At 72.7% G+C, this 13,956-nt stretch carries 14 protein-coding genes; 11 read left to right on the forward strand and 3 right to left on the reverse strand.

Annotation, left to right across the window (positions count from 1 at the left end):
* Positions 1-47: 47 nt before the first annotated feature.
* The 5 genes from V2S66_RS06980 to V2S66_RS07000 all read left to right on the forward strand — a co-directional run bounded on the left by V2S66_RS06980 (position 48) and on the right by V2S66_RS07000 (position 4,555).
* On the forward strand, positions 48-1,031 hold the full coding sequence (locus tag V2S66_RS06980) for a glycosyltransferase family 2 protein (RefSeq protein WP_330793631.1): 984 nt from the start codon (positions 48-50) through the stop codon (positions 1,029-1,031).
* Positions 1,031-2,404 (forward strand): polysialyltransferase family glycosyltransferase, encoded by a 1,374-nt coding sequence (locus V2S66_RS06985; protein WP_330793632.1) that lies wholly within the window; start codon positions 1,031-1,033, stop codon positions 2,402-2,404. Before V2S66_RS06980 ends, V2S66_RS06985 begins: the two co-directional genes overlap by 1 nt.
* Positions 2,401-3,588 carry an acyltransferase family protein gene (locus tag V2S66_RS06990; protein ID WP_330793633.1) on the forward strand — a complete coding sequence of 396 codons (1,188 nt, stop codon included), beginning with the start codon at positions 2,401-2,403 and terminating at the stop codon, positions 3,586-3,588. The genes V2S66_RS06985 and V2S66_RS06990 overlap by 4 nt, the downstream gene beginning before the upstream one ends.
* A 20-nt stretch (positions 3,589-3,608) precedes the next feature.
* Positions 3,609-4,298, forward strand: coding sequence for a TetR/AcrR family transcriptional regulator (locus V2S66_RS06995; RefSeq protein WP_330793634.1), 690 nt, complete (start codon positions 3,609-3,611; stop codon positions 4,296-4,298).
* 98 nt (positions 4,299-4,396) lie between these two features.
* Positions 4,397-4,555 (forward strand): SCO1431 family membrane protein, encoded by a 159-nt coding sequence (locus V2S66_RS07000; protein WP_330793635.1) that lies wholly within the window; start codon positions 4,397-4,399, stop codon positions 4,553-4,555.
* Here V2S66_RS07000 and V2S66_RS07005 read toward each other — a convergent pair.
* Entirely contained in the window at positions 4,552-6,132 is a 1,581-nt protein-coding gene (locus V2S66_RS07005) for an acyl-CoA mutase large subunit family protein (protein WP_330793636.1), read from the reverse strand. The genes V2S66_RS07000 and V2S66_RS07005 overlap by 4 nt on opposite strands.
* Before the next feature lie 256 nt (positions 6,133-6,388).
* On the opposite strand from V2S66_RS07005, the gene V2S66_RS07010 reads away from it, so the two are divergent.
* Positions 6,389-7,267: a L,D-transpeptidase family protein gene (locus tag V2S66_RS07010; RefSeq protein WP_330793637.1), complete on the forward strand. Its 879-nt coding sequence runs from the start codon at positions 6,389-6,391 to the stop codon at positions 7,265-7,267.
* A 306-nt stretch (positions 7,268-7,573) separates the two neighbouring features.
* Here V2S66_RS07010 and V2S66_RS07015 read toward each other — a convergent pair whose 3' ends face one another.
* A complete protein-coding gene (locus V2S66_RS07015; protein ID WP_330793638.1) occupies positions 7,574-8,797 on the reverse strand; it encodes a hypothetical protein in 1,224 nt (407 codons plus the stop codon).
* A 9-nt stretch (positions 8,798-8,806) separates the two neighbouring features.
* Entirely contained in the window at positions 8,807-9,511 is a 705-nt protein-coding gene (locus V2S66_RS07020) for an RNA polymerase sigma factor (protein WP_330793639.1), read from the reverse strand.
* A 227-nt stretch (positions 9,512-9,738) separates the two neighbouring features.
* Between V2S66_RS07020 and V2S66_RS07025 the strand changes: the two genes are divergently transcribed.
* From V2S66_RS07025 to V2S66_RS07045, 5 genes are all read left to right on the forward strand, one after another.
* Positions 9,739-10,278, forward strand: a complete 540-nt coding sequence (locus V2S66_RS07025; protein ID WP_330793640.1) for a 2-oxo-4-hydroxy-4-carboxy-5-ureidoimidazoline decarboxylase — start codon at positions 9,739-9,741, stop codon at positions 10,276-10,278.
* Positions 10,279-10,500: 222 nt separating this feature from the next.
* Positions 10,501-10,881: a succinate dehydrogenase, cytochrome b556 subunit gene (gene sdhC, locus V2S66_RS07030; RefSeq protein WP_330793641.1), complete on the forward strand. Its 381-nt coding sequence runs from the start codon at positions 10,501-10,503 to the stop codon at positions 10,879-10,881.
* A gap of 7 nt (positions 10,882-10,888) precedes the next feature.
* On the forward strand, positions 10,889-11,371 hold the full coding sequence (locus V2S66_RS07035; protein WP_330793642.1) for a succinate dehydrogenase hydrophobic membrane anchor subunit: 483 nt from the start codon (positions 10,889-10,891) through the stop codon (positions 11,369-11,371).
* Between the two features lie 26 nt (positions 11,372-11,397).
* Positions 11,398-13,152: a succinate dehydrogenase flavoprotein subunit gene (sdhA, locus tag V2S66_RS07040; protein WP_330793643.1), complete on the forward strand. Its 1,755-nt coding sequence runs from the start codon at positions 11,398-11,400 to the stop codon at positions 13,150-13,152.
* Positions 13,152-13,934, forward strand: a complete 783-nt coding sequence (locus V2S66_RS07045) for a succinate dehydrogenase iron-sulfur subunit (protein WP_330793644.1) — start codon at positions 13,152-13,154, stop codon at positions 13,932-13,934. The genes sdhA and V2S66_RS07045 overlap by 1 nt, the downstream gene beginning before the upstream one ends.
* Positions 13,935-13,956 lie beyond the last annotated feature (22 nt).

Here is a 13,956-nt window from a genome sequence, read left to right on the forward strand (position 1 = left end):
CACTGAGCGCAAAGCGAAAGGCCGTACGCGGCCGTAATGTACGGCGGGTGGTAAAGCTCTCCGTCATCGTGCCGTTTTTCAATGTGCAGCAATATGCTCCCGACACGCTGCACAGCCTGCGGGCCAACGCCCGCTCCGACTTCGAATTCGTGCTGGTGGACGACAGGTCCACCGACCAGACGCCCAGACTCCTGGAGCGGGCGCTGGACACCCTGCCGGGCGCGCGCCTGGTGCGGCACGAGCGCAACGGCGGTCTGGCCACGGCGCGCAACACCGGGATCGACGCGGCTCGTGGGGAGTACCTGACGTTCCTCGACGGCGACGACTGGTACGGCCCCGGCTACCTGCCGCGGCTCGTCGCCGCCATCGAGGACATGGGCACCGACTTCGTCCGCGTCGACCATGTGCAGTGCACCGGCCGCGCGCGCAACGTGATCCGGGTGCCGCACGGCCGCCGCGGCGTGTCGATGGCCGCGCGCGACGCGATCCTGCCCGCCGACCGCTCCACCTCGGTGGACTACCCGTACGCCTGGGCCGGGATCTACCACCGGCGGCTGGTCGACGCGGGGTTGCTGCACTTCCCGGACGGGCTGCGCACCGCGGAGGACCGGCCGTGGATCTGGCGGCTGCACCGCGAGGCGGCGACGTTCGGGGTGGCCGGGCTGCTCGGCGTCTTCTACCGCCGGGGCGTCGCGACCTCGCTCACCCAGATCGGCGACGTGCGCCAACTGGACTTCATCCGCAGCTTCGACCAGGTCATCACGGACGTGTCGGCCGACCAGGACGCGGACCTCTTCCTGCCCAAGGCGGTCCGCACCTACTGCGCGATCATCGCCCACCACCTCGGCAACATCGACCGGTTCGAGCCGTCGGTGGCCCGGAAGCTGAGGACGATGAGCGCCGCGGCGCTGCGCCGGCTGCCGCAGGACGTGCTGGCCGACGCGCTGGACTCGATGGACCTGGAACGCAGCGCCAAGATCCGCCGGCTGCGCTGGCGCATCCCCGCCGACAACGGAACGGCGGCCGCCTGATGGCACGCACGCAGATCTTCCTGGCCTCCACCCTGTACGGCGCGGCCACCGTCGCCGCCGCACTGGACGCGGGCTGCTTCCACCCCGCCGACCGCAGGCTGCTGCTGGTCAGCAACAACGCGGCGATCCCGGAGATCACCCCGCCGCTCGACGAGGCGCCGGGCTTCGCGGCGCTGCGGTCGCGCTTCGACGGGCAGCTGTCGTGGAACGAGGCGATCAGCCCGATGCATCCGGGCGGCTGGGCGCCGCGGGCCGACGACGTGCCGATCTGGGAGCGCCATCTGCGGATGCTGTGGGACCTGGGCGACGACGAGATCGAGCTGGTCGTGGAGTCCATCCAGGTCGAGCCGGCGCTCGCGGTCGCCGCGTGCTTCACGGGCGCGCCGATCACGGTCTACGCCGACGGCCTGATGTCGTACGGCCCGACCCGCAACAAGCTGGGCGCGCTGGTGGACACCAGGATCGACCGGCTGCTCCACCTGGACCTGGTGCCGGGTCTGCGGCCGCTGCTGCTCAGCGAGCACGGCGTGGAGTCCGAGGTGGTGCCCACCGAGGAGTTCGCGAAGGTGCTCGGGGAGGTCGCCGAGGCGTCGGTGGCCGCCGAGCCGACCGAGGCCGACCCGCTCGCCGAGGTGCCCTCGGGCGCCGCGCTGCTGCTCGGGCAGTACCTGTCGGCGCTGGGTCTGCTCACCGTCGCCGAGGAGGAGGAGCTGCACCTGACGATGGTGCGCGGCGCCGCCGCCCTCGGCCACCAGGAGATCGTCTTCAAGCCGCACCCGACCGCGCCCGTGCACTGGACGGAGCCGCTGACCGCGGAGGCGGCCCGCCTCGGCGTCCGGCTGACCGTGCTCAACACGCCGGTGCTCGCCGAGGTCGTGTACCAGAAGGCCGCTCCCGCCCTGGTCGTCGGCTGCTTCTCCACCGCGCTGCTCACCGCCTCGGTGCTCTACGGCATCCCGGTCGCCCGCACCGGCACCGGGGTGCTGCTCAACCGCCTCTCGCCGTACCAGAACAGCAACCGCGTCCCGGTCACGATCGTGCACGCCGTCCTGCCCGACCTCGCGGACACCGCGGCCGTGCGGGACTGGAAGCCGCCGACCGCGGCTCACGTGGCGGCCGAGCTGACGCCGCTGCTGCACGCGGTGGGCTTCTGCATGCAGGCGCAGGCGTACCCGCACCTGCGGGACGAGGCCGCCGACTGGCTGACGCACCGTCTGACTGCGGAGACCTGGCCGTACTTCAAGCGCCGCCGGCTGACCTCGCTGGGGCTGCCCGGCGCGGTGCCGGCCCGGCTGGCCTTCGTGCCGCGCAACCGAACCGTCCGCCGGGTGGCCCGCCGCGCCCGCGCCCTGAAGAAAGCCGCCCTGGGATGAGCCTGCAGATCCCCGCACCCGCCGAAGAGTCCGCCGGGCCCGGCGGGCCCGCCGCGCCGCAGGGGCCGCCGGGAGCGCTGGCCGAGGCCGGCGCGCCCGCGGCGAAGCCGGCCGGCGGAGGCCGGGTCCGGGGGCGGCTGCGCGCCCTGGACGGGCTGCGGCTGGTCGCCGCGCTGATGGTGTGCGCCTACCACTACGGCGGCCGCGGCGGCGACATCGCGCACGCCTGGGGCCGATCGCCGAACAGGATCTTCCCGCACCTGTCGGGGCCGTTCTCCTACGGTCCGCTGGGCGTGCAGATCTTCTTCATCATCAGCGGCTTCGTGATCTGCATGAGCGGCTGGGGCCGCAGCGTGAAGGACTTCGCGATATCCCGCATCGTCCGGCTCTACCCGGCGTACTGGGCGGCGCTGGTCATCGTCACCGTCGCGTTCGCGGCGGCCGGCTACAAGCGGGTGCCGGACGCGGACCTGCTGACCAACGTCACCATGCTGCAGATGCCGGCGGGCGCCCAGCGGGTGCTCGGGGTGTGCTGGACGCTGTGGGCGGAGATGCGGTTCTACCTGCTCTTCACGCTGTTCGTGGTGTGGCCGGGAGCGTCGAGGAAGCGCGTGCTGGTCTTCTGCGCGGTGTGGACGGTCGGCGCGCTGTACGCCGACACCTCCGGGCAGGAGTTCCTCAAGACGGCGCTGATGCCCACGTACGCGCCGTTCTTCGTCGGCGGGATGGGCCTGTACCTGGTGTACCGGTTCGGCCACGACGCCTTCTCCTGGGGTGTGGTGGCGGTCGGCTTCCTGCTCGGGCAGCGCTACGCCGTGCACGACCTGGTCGCGCCCCGGCACATGGACGTCTTCCACCACCGCTCGCAGCTCGGGGTGATCGCGGTGGTCGCCTTCGGCTTCGCGGCGGTCGCCGCGGTGACGCTGGTGCCGTGGATCTCCCGGGTCCAGTGGGGCTGGCTGACCACCGCCGGGGCCCTGACGTACCCCTTCTACCTGGTGCACGAGCACCTGGGCTGGGTGGTCATCGACAAGCTGACGCACCACACGAGCCTGTCGCCCGGCGTGGTCTTCGCGGCCACCGCGCTGTCCATGCTGGTGCTGGCCTGGCTGCTGCACCGGCTGGTGGAGCGGCCGCTGGCGCCGCGGCTCAAGCGCGTGCTGGCCCGGCAGGTCGGGGCGTAGCCCTGCCCTACGATGGACGGGTGAGCGAAACCACCCGCGGCAGTCTGCGCGACCACCCGACGCGCGCGGAGGAGATCCTCGCGGTGGGCCTGCGCGACGAGAAGAGACGGCAGACCCGGCGGCACATCGCCGAGGTCGCCACCGGTCTCTTCCTCGAACGCGGCTTCGCGCAGGTGACGATCGCAGAGGTGGCGCGGACCGCCGAGGTGTCGGTGAACACCGTGTACACGTACTTCCCCTCCAAGGAGGACCTGGTCTTCTACCCGGAGGAGGCGTCGGCGCAGCGCATGGTCGAGATGGTCCGCGACCGGCGCACCGGCGAGTCCGCGGCGCACGCGGTGCTGGACGCGCTGCGCGGCGAGCTGCGGCACGGCGACCGGATGGTCGGGCTGACGCAGGGCTTCGGCCGCTTCCTGGAGATGGTCAGGGCCGAGCCGACGCTCGCGGTGCGGCTGGACTCGATAGGGCGCGAGATGGTGGACCGGCTCGCCGCCTGTCTCAGCGCGGAGACCGGGGCGCGCGCCGACGACCCGCTGCCGCGGCTGGTCTCCGCGCAGTTGGGCTGGGTGCAGGAGCAGCTGTTCCGGGAGATCGGCGAGCGCACCCGGGCCGGCCAGCCCCCCGGCACGATCGCCGAGGCGGCGCTGGCGCTGCTCGACACCGTCGAGACGCTCCTCGCACCGCGCGTACTCGTTTACGCCACGCGCTGAGAACCATGCCGGCCCGGCACGGTGAGATGGGTCACCTTCGCCCGCCGTGAGACCTCCGTCTCTTTACGTGACCGGGCCGCGTCGCGCATCGTGAGCGCATGAGCGACTTCGCCGCGCCCCGCATCGGGGTGCCCACCCGCACCGGTACCGGCGGCCCGCAGGACGACGACCCCGGCCGCGACCTCGTCCAGCACGTCATGGGCTGGATCCTCGTCGTGGTGGTGGCGATGCTCGTCACCCGCCTCGGCCTGCTCTAGAAGGCGTCGGTGGGCACGTAGGTGCCCCACACCTCGCGCAGCGCGTTGCAGACCTCGCCGACGGTGGCGCGGGCGCGCAGCGCGTCCTTCATCGGGTAGAGCACGTTGTCCGTGCCGTGCGCGGCCTTCCGCAACGCGGCCAGCGCCGCGTCCACCGCGCCCTGGTCGCGGGCCGCGCGCAGATCGGCGAGCCGCTGCGCCTGCTGCGCCTCGATCGCCGGGTCGACGCGGAGCGGCTCGTACGGCTCCTCCTCGTCGAGCTTGAAGCGGTTGACGCCGACGACGGTGCGCTCGCCCGAGTCGGTCTCCAGTGCGATCCGGTAGGCGTTCCGCTCGATCTCCGACTTCTGGAAGCCGCGCTCGATCGCGCTGACCGCGCCGCCCAGCTCCTCGACCTTCGCCATCAGCTCCAGCGCGGCCGCCTCGACCTCGTCGGTCATCCTCTCCACCACGTACGACCCGGCGAACGGGTCGACGGTGGCGGTCACGTCCGTCTCGTACGCCAGCACCTGCTGGGTGCGCAGCGCGAGCCGGGCGGACTTGTCGGTGGGCAGCGCGATGGCCTCGTCGAAGCTGTTGGTGTGCAGCGACTGGGTGCCGCCGAGCACCGCGGCGAGGCCCTGCACGGCGACCCGGACCAGGTTCACCTCGGGCTGCTGCGCGGTGAGCTGCACGCCGGCGGTCTGGGTGTGGAACCGCAGCATCAGCGACTTGGGGTTCTTCGCGCCGAACTCCTCGCGCATCACCTTCGCCCAGATCCTGCGGGCGGCGCGGAACTTCGCGACCTCCTCCAGGATCGTCGTGCGCGACACGAAGAAGAAGGACAGCCGCGGCGCGAAGTCGTCCACGCCCATCCCGGCCGCCAACGCGGTCCGCACGTACTCCACGCCGTCGGCGAGGGTGAAGGCGATCTCCTGCGCGGGCGAAGCCCCGGCCTCGGCCATGTGGTAGCCGGAGATCGAGATGGTGTTCCACTTCGGGATCTCCGCCTTGCAGTACGCGAAGATGTCCGCGATCAGCCGCAGGCTCGGCTTCGGCGGGAAGATGTACGTGCCGCGGGCGATGTACTCCTTGAGCACGTCGTTCTGGATCGTGCCGGTGAGCTGGTCGGCGCCGACCCCCTGCTCCTCGCCGACCAGTTGGTAGAGCAGCAGCAGCAGCGCGGCGGGCGCGTTGATCGTCATCGACGTGGACACCTTGTCCAGCGGGATGCCGCCGAACAGCACCTTCATGTCCTCCACCGAGTCGATCGCCACGCCGACCTTGCCGACCTCGCCGTGCGAGATCTCCGCGTCGGAGTCGTGGCCCATCTGGGTGGGCAGGTCGAAGGCGACCGACAGGCCCGTCGTGCCGTTGGCGATCAGCTGCTGGTAGCGCGCGTTGGACTCGGCGGCGGTGCCGAAGCCGGCGTACTGCCGCATCGTCCAGGGCCGTCCGGTGTACATCGACGGGTAGACGCCGCGGGTGAACGGGTAGCCGCCCGGTACGCCCAGCTTCTCGTCGGGGTCCCAGCCCTCCAGGGCGTCCGGCCCGTAGACCGGCTCGATCGGCAGGCCGGATTCCGACTCGCGCGTCATGGTTCACGCCTCCGCTGGATGGACTGGGTGAGGGTCGAGGGGGGACCGAACAGCCGTTACCGGCAAGTAGTTTTCGGTGACCCGACACGGACTGTAGCGGTGGCCGTGCGAGCCGTGCAGGGTGACGGGCTGGGACGTTGCTCACAGTCTTCCCCGAACGGCCCGCAACCGCACGACCGCCATTCGATGTCTAGGGGGTGACAGAGCACAATCAAGGGGGAAGAGGACTGCCGTGCGCAGGAGATCACCGAGAGCGATGGCCGCCGCGGCGGCCACGGCGGCGCTGGCCGCCGCCGTACTGACCGCGTGCGGTCCGCAGGACACCGGCGCCGACGACAAGCCGTCGGCGCCGGCCACGTCCGCCGCCACCACGCCGGCCCCGGGCACGACCACCCCGGCGGACCCGGCCGGCACCGCGGCGCCGTCCGCCACCGCGACACCCGCCACGAGCAGCCCGCAGGCCGCCCCGACGACGAAGGCGCCGACCACGCCCGCGATCGTCCCGGCGGTCATGGCGGCCGGCGCGAGCAGCTCCCAGGTGCGCGAACTGCAGGCCAGGCTCGGCCAGCTGCACCTGTTCAGCCGGACCCCGACCGGCTACTACGGCACCGTCACGCAGCACGCCGTCAGCGACTTCCAGGAGCGGCACGGCCTGTCCTCGACCGGGCGGGTCGACGCCGGCACCTGGACCCGCATCAAGGCGCTGACCCGGACGCCCACGCACAAGGAGATGTACCCGGTCGTGGCGCCGAAGCCGGCCGGCAAGCTCGACGCGCGCTGCATGACCGGGCACGCGATGTGCGTCAGCAAGACCACCAGGACGCTGTCCTGGGTGGTCGACGGCAAGGTGCTCGCCACGATGGACGTGCGGTTCGGCTCCCAGTACACGCCGACCCGCGAGGGCCTGTTCCACGTGACGTTCAAGAGCCGCGACCACGTCTCGACGCTCTTCAACACCGCCATGCCGTACGCGATGTTCTTCAGTGGCGGCGAAGCGGTCCACTACTCCGCGGACTTCGCCGCCCGCGGCTACGCGGGCGCGTCGCACGGCTGCGTGAACGTCCGTGACAAGGCGGCGGTCGCCGCGCTGTTCGACCAGGTGAAGGTCGGCGACAAGGTCGTCGTCTACTGGTGAGCGGCGCGGGCCGCCGGTGAGGCGGCGGGCGTCCCCGCACTGCCGGAGACCACCGCGCGAGCGCGGCCGGACAGGGGGAATGCGCCCGGCCGCGCTCTGTACGCGGACCCCGGTACGGGGAGAACCGGGGTCCACAGGACCGATGACCAGTCGATCCACTTAGAGAAGCGCGCGACCGGCCGGAAGTGTCACTCCCGGCCGGACCGCAGCCCGAAACCCGCGGGTCCGTGCCGCGGCCCGGGGGCCCGGCCGTACGGGCCGCTGCCGACCGCGGCCACCCGCGAGGGCGGGACCGCCCACCCGACGTCAGGCGCCGCGCGCGCCGGGCGCCGGGGCCGACCCGGCCCGCACGGACCTGCCGTGCCGCGACCCGGGCGTACGGGTCGTGCGCGGCTTCTGCGTGCGGGTCGGGCGCGAGGATCTGCCGGACGAACCGCCGCGGGCCGCGCCGGCCGCCCGGCCGCTGTGCCGCTTGGCGGGCTGGGCGGCGCCGCCCGCGCCGCCGTGGTGCGGGCCGGCGTGACCGCCGCAGCCCGTGCCGGAGGCGGGGGTGGGCGGCGCGGCCGCGCCGCGACCGCTGCCGGCCTGCTTCCCCCGCGGCCTTCCGCCGCCGCTGCCGCTGACGCCCCGGGCGCCGCTGCCCTTGCTCTGCGCGTGCGCGCCGCCGCCGTCGCCGGCGCTGCTCGGCGCGCCCGCGCCGCCGCCGTTGGTCGTCTGCGCGGGGGCGCCGCTGCCGGTGCCTGTGCCGTCGCCGGCGTTGCTGTGCGCATGCGCGCCGCTGCCGCTGCCCGACTGCGCGTGGCCGCCACCGGCGGTGCTGCCGATGCCGGTGCCGTCGCCGGTGTCACCGCGCGCGTGCGCGCCACCGCCGGTGCCCGGCGCGCCAGCGCCACCGTGGGAGGCCGGGTCCTGCCGGGGTGTCACGCACGGTGTGGAGGGGCCGATGGGGCGGCGGTGGGTGCCGGGGGCACCGGTGGCGGGGACGGTGCCGCCGGGGGCGACGGCCGCCGGGGTGCTGCTGACCGGGGAGGCGCCGGAGCCGCCGCCGGGCATCGGGACCGTACCGCCGCGGACGGCCATCGCGACCGCGACCCCGCCGAGCGCGAGCACCGAGGCCAGCGCGGCGGCGGCCACCCGCACCGACCGGAAGGCGAGCCGCGGCCTGCGCGCAGCGGCGGCTCGGCCGGTGGCCGGCCGGGCGGCACGGAAGGCGGCGAGCGCCGCTTCCTCCCGCGCGGGGTCGAGCGCGGCGGCGGTGTCCCGCGCGCGTGCGTCGGCCAGCAGGCCGAGCAGCCGGTCCGCGGTGCCGGCCGCCTCGGCGTCCGGGGTCGGCACCGGGCCGCCGGCCACCAGCGCCTCCGCGGCCTGCCCGGTCAGCCAGCCCGCGCGCAGCCCCGAGGCGACCGCGGCGCGTTCGCGGGCGGTCCGCGTCGGCGGGCCCGGCGCGCCCGCGGGCGCGCCGGGCCCTGCCGTGAAGCGCAGTTCGCGCCAGGCGGCGGCGGAGGAGTCGTGTCGTCGGTCGTCGGTCATGTCACTTCCTCACAGCGCCTTCGACGCGGAAAACGTCACCTCGGCGCGGTGCCGGCGGCCGCCACCAGCGTCTTCCGCCGGGCCGCCGCCGTCGGCGGGCGCGCCCGCCACGCCGGGCACACCGGACGTGTCGCCCGCCTCCGCCTGGAGGACCTCGGCCAGCCGGCGCAGCCCGCGGTGGGTGGCCATCCGCACCGAGCCGGCCCGCTTGCCCAGCACGCGGGCGGCGCTGGTGGAGTCCAGGCCCATCACGACGCGCAGCATCACCGCCTCGGCCTGCTCGCGCGGCAGCGCGGCGATCGCCGCGAGCGCCCGGTCGGTGGCGACCGCGTCCAGCGCCTCGCCCGCGGTGTCGGCGTGTCCTGGCAGCTGGATCAGCTCGTCGAGGCCGGCGCCGGAGACCGGCCGGCGGCTGCGGGCGCGGATGTGGTCGAGCGCGCGGTTGCGGGCGATGCGCGCCGCCCAGCCGCGTACCGACCCGCCGTCGCCGCGGAAGCCGGGCAGGTCGCGGGCGATCTGCAGCCACGCCTCGGAGGCGACGTCCTCCGCGTCCGCGGGGCCCACCAGGCCGCGCACGTAACTCAGCAACTGCGGCTGCACAGCGCGGTAGACGACGCGGAAGGCGGTCTCGTCACCGTCTTGCGCCGCCACCACCGCGGTGTCCAGATCCACGTCAGGTCCCACCCCCTCGACCACTTCACCATCCTGCCTCATCCGGGGCCGGTGACACTTTTGCGGGGGGATACGCCCTACAAGTGGCGGCCGGGGACGCTCCTGTGGGGGGAGGCGGCCCCCGGCCGTCGTCTCGTACCGCGCGCGGCCCCGCGCCGCGCCGCGCGGACGCCGCCGGTCACCTACTCGTACGGGTGAAGTTCACCAGGCACTCAGCGAGAGCAGCACCGGAGTTCGCGGCGGACCGTAAAGTGGGGCCATCCCCCGCCGTGTTCCGCCGTCCCGCTGTTCGCGGCCGTATCCACAGGAGCCCGACGCTGTCCAGCGCCACCCTGCCCGAGGGGCTGAGCCGGCTCAACCAGGCCCCTTCCGTCGCCGCCGAGACGGCCCTGCGCGCGTGCTGCGGATCGCACCGCTGGGCGCGGCGGATGGCGGCGCACCGCCCGTATCCGACGGTGGCGGCCCTGCTCGCGGCGGCCGACGAGGCCGCGTACGACCTGACGTCCGGTGACCTCGCGGAGGCGCTGGCCGGCGAGGCCACGAGCGCGCTGCACGACCGCGGCAACCTCACCGTGCACACCGCGCTGCGCGCGGCCCACGCGGCGTACGAGGCGAAGTTCGGGCACGCGTTCGTGCTGGCCGCGGAGGGCGACGACCCCACCGCGGTGCTGGACCAGACGCTGGCCTCGCTGCGCGAACGGCTCGGCCACGACGAGGACGAGGAGTCGGTGGCCACCGCGGAGCAGCTGCGCCGGCTGTGCCGGGCCCGCCTGCTGCGGCTCGCCGAGGCCCCCGCGCGCGTCGGCTGACCCGCCGCCCGGCGCGCGCGGGGCGCCGATTCCGGTTCCGCCGGGCCCACCGGCCGCGCACAGGTTCACCCGACCGTGCGGGATCGATCACACCTGGCCCACCCCGTGGTACCGAGCCGACATCGCGTCGCTACGATGGCCGGGGCCGGTGGACCGTACCCGGCCGGGCGTGACCGACAGCGAAGCCGGCAGCCCTCGTCCCGCTCCCGGAGGGTATTTTCCGTGCCGGCTGGAACGCTTTACCGCGGCCGGGAAGGCATGTGGTCCTGGGTGGCTCATCGAGTCACAGGTGTCCTCATCTTCTTCTTCCTGTTCGTCCACGTCCTCGACACCGCTCTGGTGCGCGTCTCCCCCGAGGACTACGACAAGGTCGTCTCGACCTACAAGACCCCGATCGTCAGCCTGCTGGAGTACGGCCTGGTCGCCGCGATCCTCTTCCACGCGCTCAACGGCCTGCGGATCATCGCCGTGGACTACTGGACGCAGGGCCCCCGCTACCAGAAGCAGATGTTCTGGACCGTGATGGGCCTGTGGGTCCTGCTGATGCTCGGCGCGATCTACCCCGTCCTTGGCCACGCCGCACGAGTGCTGTTCGGGAGCTGATCGACAGATGGCCACTGAAGTCACCCCGACCGACGGCGTGGAGCTGCCCAGCTCCACCGCCGCGTACGGCATCGACAACCCCGCGCCGGTGATCGAGCCGCCGCGCACCCGCACCCCGCGCACCCCGCGGGCCACCCGCACCAATTTCGAGCTGTACGGCTGGCTGTTCATGCGGCTGTCCGGCGTCGTGCTCGTGGTGCTGGTGATCGGGCACCTGATCATCCAGCTGGTGCTGGACGGCGGCGTCACCAAGGTCGGCTTCGCGTTCGTCGCGGGCCGCTGGGCCTCGCCGTTCTGGCAGGGCTGGGACCTGGTCATGCTGTGGCTGGCCATGCTGCACGGCGGCAACGGCCTGCGGACCGTGATCAACGACTACGCCGAGCAGGCGAACACCCGCTTCTGGCTCAAGGCGCTGCTGTTCACCGCCGTGGCGTTCACCATCGTGCTCGGATCACTGGTGATCTTCACCTTCGACCCGAACATCCGCTAGGCCAGGGCAGGACAGGGAAGCGACCCATGCAGATCCACAAGTACGACACCGTCATCGTCGGCGCGGGCGGCGCCGGCATGCGCGCCGCCATCGAGGCGACCAAGCGCAGCCGCACCGCCGTCCTGACCAAGCTGTACCCGACCAGGTCCCACACCGGCGCGGCGCAGGGCGGCATGGCCGCCGCGCTGGCGAACGTCGAGGAGGACAACTGGGAGTGGCACACCTTCGACACGATCAAGGGCGGTGACTACCTGGTCGACCAGGACGCCGCCGAGATCCTCGCGAAGGAGGCCATCGACGCGGTCCTCGACCTGGAGAAGATGGGCCTGCCCTTCAACCGGACGCCCGAGGGCCGGATCGACCAGCGGCGCTTCGGCGGCCACACCCGCAACCACGGCGAGGCCGCGGTCCGCCGCTCCTGCTACGCCGCGGACCGCACCGGTCACATGATCCTCCAGACGCTCTACCAGAACTGCGTCAAGGAGGGCGTGGAGTTCTTCAACGAGTTCTACGTCCTGGACCAGCTGCTCACCGAGGTCGACGGCGTGCAGCGGTCGGCCGGCGTGGTCGCGTACGAGCTGGCGACCGGCGAGATCCACGTCTTCCAGGCGAAGGCCGTGATCTACGCGTCCGGCGGCACCGGCAAGTTCTTCAAGGTGACCTCCAACGCGCACACCCTGACCGGTGACGGCCAGGCCGCGGTGTACCGGCGCGGGCTGCCGCTGGAGGACATGGAGTTCTTCCAGTTCCACCCGACGGGCATCTGGCGGATGGGCATCCTGCTGACGGAGGGCGCCCGCGGTGAGGGCGGCATCCTCCGCAACAAGGACGGCGAGCGCTTCATGGAGAAGTACGCGCCGGTCATGAAGGACCTCGCCTCGCGTGACGTCGTCTCCCGGGCGATCTACACCGAGATCCGCGAGGGCCGCGGCTGCGGCCCCGACGGCGACCACGTCTACCTCGACCTGACGCACCTGCCGCCGGAGCAGCTCGACGCGAAGCTGCCGGACATCACCGAGTTCGCCCGCACGTACCTGGGCATCGAGCCGTACACCGACCCGATCCCGATCCAGCCGACCGCGCACTACGCGATGGGCGGCATCCCGACGAACGTGCAGGGCGAGGTGCTCGCCGACAACACCACGGTGGTGCCCGGCCTGTACGCGGCGGGCGAGGTCGCCTGCGTGTCGGTGCACGGCGCGAACCGGCTCGGCACCAACTCGCTGCTCGACATCAACGTCTTCGGCCGCCGCTCCGGCATCGCCGCCGCGGACTACGCGCACGCCAACGACTACGTGCCGCTGCCGGAGGACCCGGCCGCGCTGGTCGTCGAGCAGGTCGAGCGGCTGCGGAACTCCACCGGCACCGAGCGGGTCTCCGACATCCGCAGCGAGCTGCAGGAGTGCATGGACGCCAACGTGATGGTGTTCCGCACCGAGCAGACCATCAAGACCGCGGTGGAGAAGATCGGCGAGCTGCGCGCCCGCTACCGCAACGTCGCGATCCAGGACAAGGGCAGGCGGTTCAACACCGACCTGCTGGAGGCCGTGGAGCTGGGCAACCTGCTCGACCTGGCCGAGGTCATGGCGGTGTCCGCGCTGGCCCGCAAGGAGTCCCGCGGCGGCCACTACCGCGAGGACTTCCCGACCCGCGACGACGTCAACTTCATGCGGCACACGATGGCGTACCGCGAGGTGGACGCCACCGGCACCGAGTCGATCCGCCTCGACTACAAGCCGGTCGTGCAGACCCGCTACCAGCCGATGGAGCGTAAGTACTGATGAGCACCCCGACGCTCGACACGCACGACGGCAACTCCGCCGCGCTGGACGCGGCCGAGAGCGCCGCGTCGCACCTGATCACGATCACGCTGCGGGTCCGCCGGTTCAACCCGGAGGTCTCCGCGGAGCCGCAGTGGGTGGACTACCAGCTGCCGATCGACCCCAAGGAGCGCGTGCTCGACGCGCTGCACAAGGTCAAGTGGGAGGTCGACGGCACGCTGACCTTCCGTCGCTCGTGCGCGCACGGCGTGTGCGGCTCCGACGCGATGCGGATCAACGGCCGCAACCGGCTGGCCTGCAAGACGCTGATCAAGGACATCAACCCGGAGAAGCCCATCACGGTGGAGCCCATCAAGGGCCTGACCGTGCTGAAGGACCTCGTGGTCGACATGGACCCGTTCTTCCAGGCGTACCGGGACGTGATGCCGTTCCTGATCACCAAGGGCAACGAGCCGACCCGCGAGCGGCTCCAGTCCGCGGAGGACCGCGAGCGCTTCGACGACACCACCAAGTGCATCCTGTGCGCGGCGTGCACCTCGTCCTGCCCGGTGTTCTGGAACGACGGGCAGTACTTCGGCCCGGCGGCGATCGTCAACGCGCACCGGTTCATCTTCGACTCCCGCGACGAGGGCGGTGAGCAGCGGCTGGAGATCCTGAACGACAAGGACGGCGTGTGGCGCTGCCGCACCACCTTCAACTGCACGGACGCCTGCCCGCGCGGCATCGAGGTCACGAAGGCGATCCAGGAGGTCAAGCGCGCGCTGATCACGCGGCGCTTCTAGCTCCTCCGGCTCCTCGCCGCGC

This window comes from Actinacidiphila polyblastidii, assembly GCF_036353415.1.
GTDB classification, from domain to species: domain Bacteria; phylum Actinomycetota; class Actinomycetes; order Streptomycetales; family Streptomycetaceae; genus Actinacidiphila; species Actinacidiphila polyblastidii.

What these genes read in the sequence shown, in the direction of transcription:
- V2S66_RS06985 (WP_330793632.1), top strand. Translation starts at nt 1,031, where the DNA reads ATGGCACGCACGCAGATCTTCCTGGCCTCCACCCTGTACGGCGCGGCC.
- V2S66_RS06990 (WP_330793633.1), top strand. Translation starts at nt 2,401, where the DNA reads ATGAGCCTGCAGATCCCCGCACCCGCCGAAGAGTCCGCCGGGCCCGGC.
- V2S66_RS07000 (WP_330793635.1), top strand. Translation starts at nt 4,397, where the DNA reads ATGAGCGACTTCGCCGCGCCCCGCATCGGGGTGCCCACCCGCACCGGT.
- V2S66_RS07005 (WP_330793636.1), bottom strand. Translation starts at nt 6,132, where the DNA reads ATGACGCGCGAGTCGGAATCCGGCCTGCCGATCGAGCCGGTCTACGGG.
- V2S66_RS07010 (WP_330793637.1), top strand. Translation starts at nt 6,389, where the DNA reads ATGGCCGCCGCGGCGGCCACGGCGGCGCTGGCCGCCGCCGTACTGACC.
- V2S66_RS07015 (WP_330793638.1), bottom strand. Translation starts at nt 8,797, where the DNA reads ATGACCGACGACCGACGACACGACTCCTCCGCCGCCGCCTGGCGCGAA.
- V2S66_RS07020 (WP_330793639.1), bottom strand. Translation starts at nt 9,511, where the DNA reads ATGAGGCAGGATGGTGAAGTGGTCGAGGGGGTGGGACCTGACGTGGAT.
- V2S66_RS07035 (WP_330793642.1), top strand. Translation starts at nt 10,889, where the DNA reads ATGGCCACTGAAGTCACCCCGACCGACGGCGTGGAGCTGCCCAGCTCC.
- sdhA (WP_330793643.1), top strand. Translation starts at nt 11,398, where the DNA reads ATGCAGATCCACAAGTACGACACCGTCATCGTCGGCGCGGGCGGCGCC.
- V2S66_RS07045 (WP_330793644.1), top strand. Translation starts at nt 13,152, where the DNA reads ATGAGCACCCCGACGCTCGACACGCACGACGGCAACTCCGCCGCGCTG.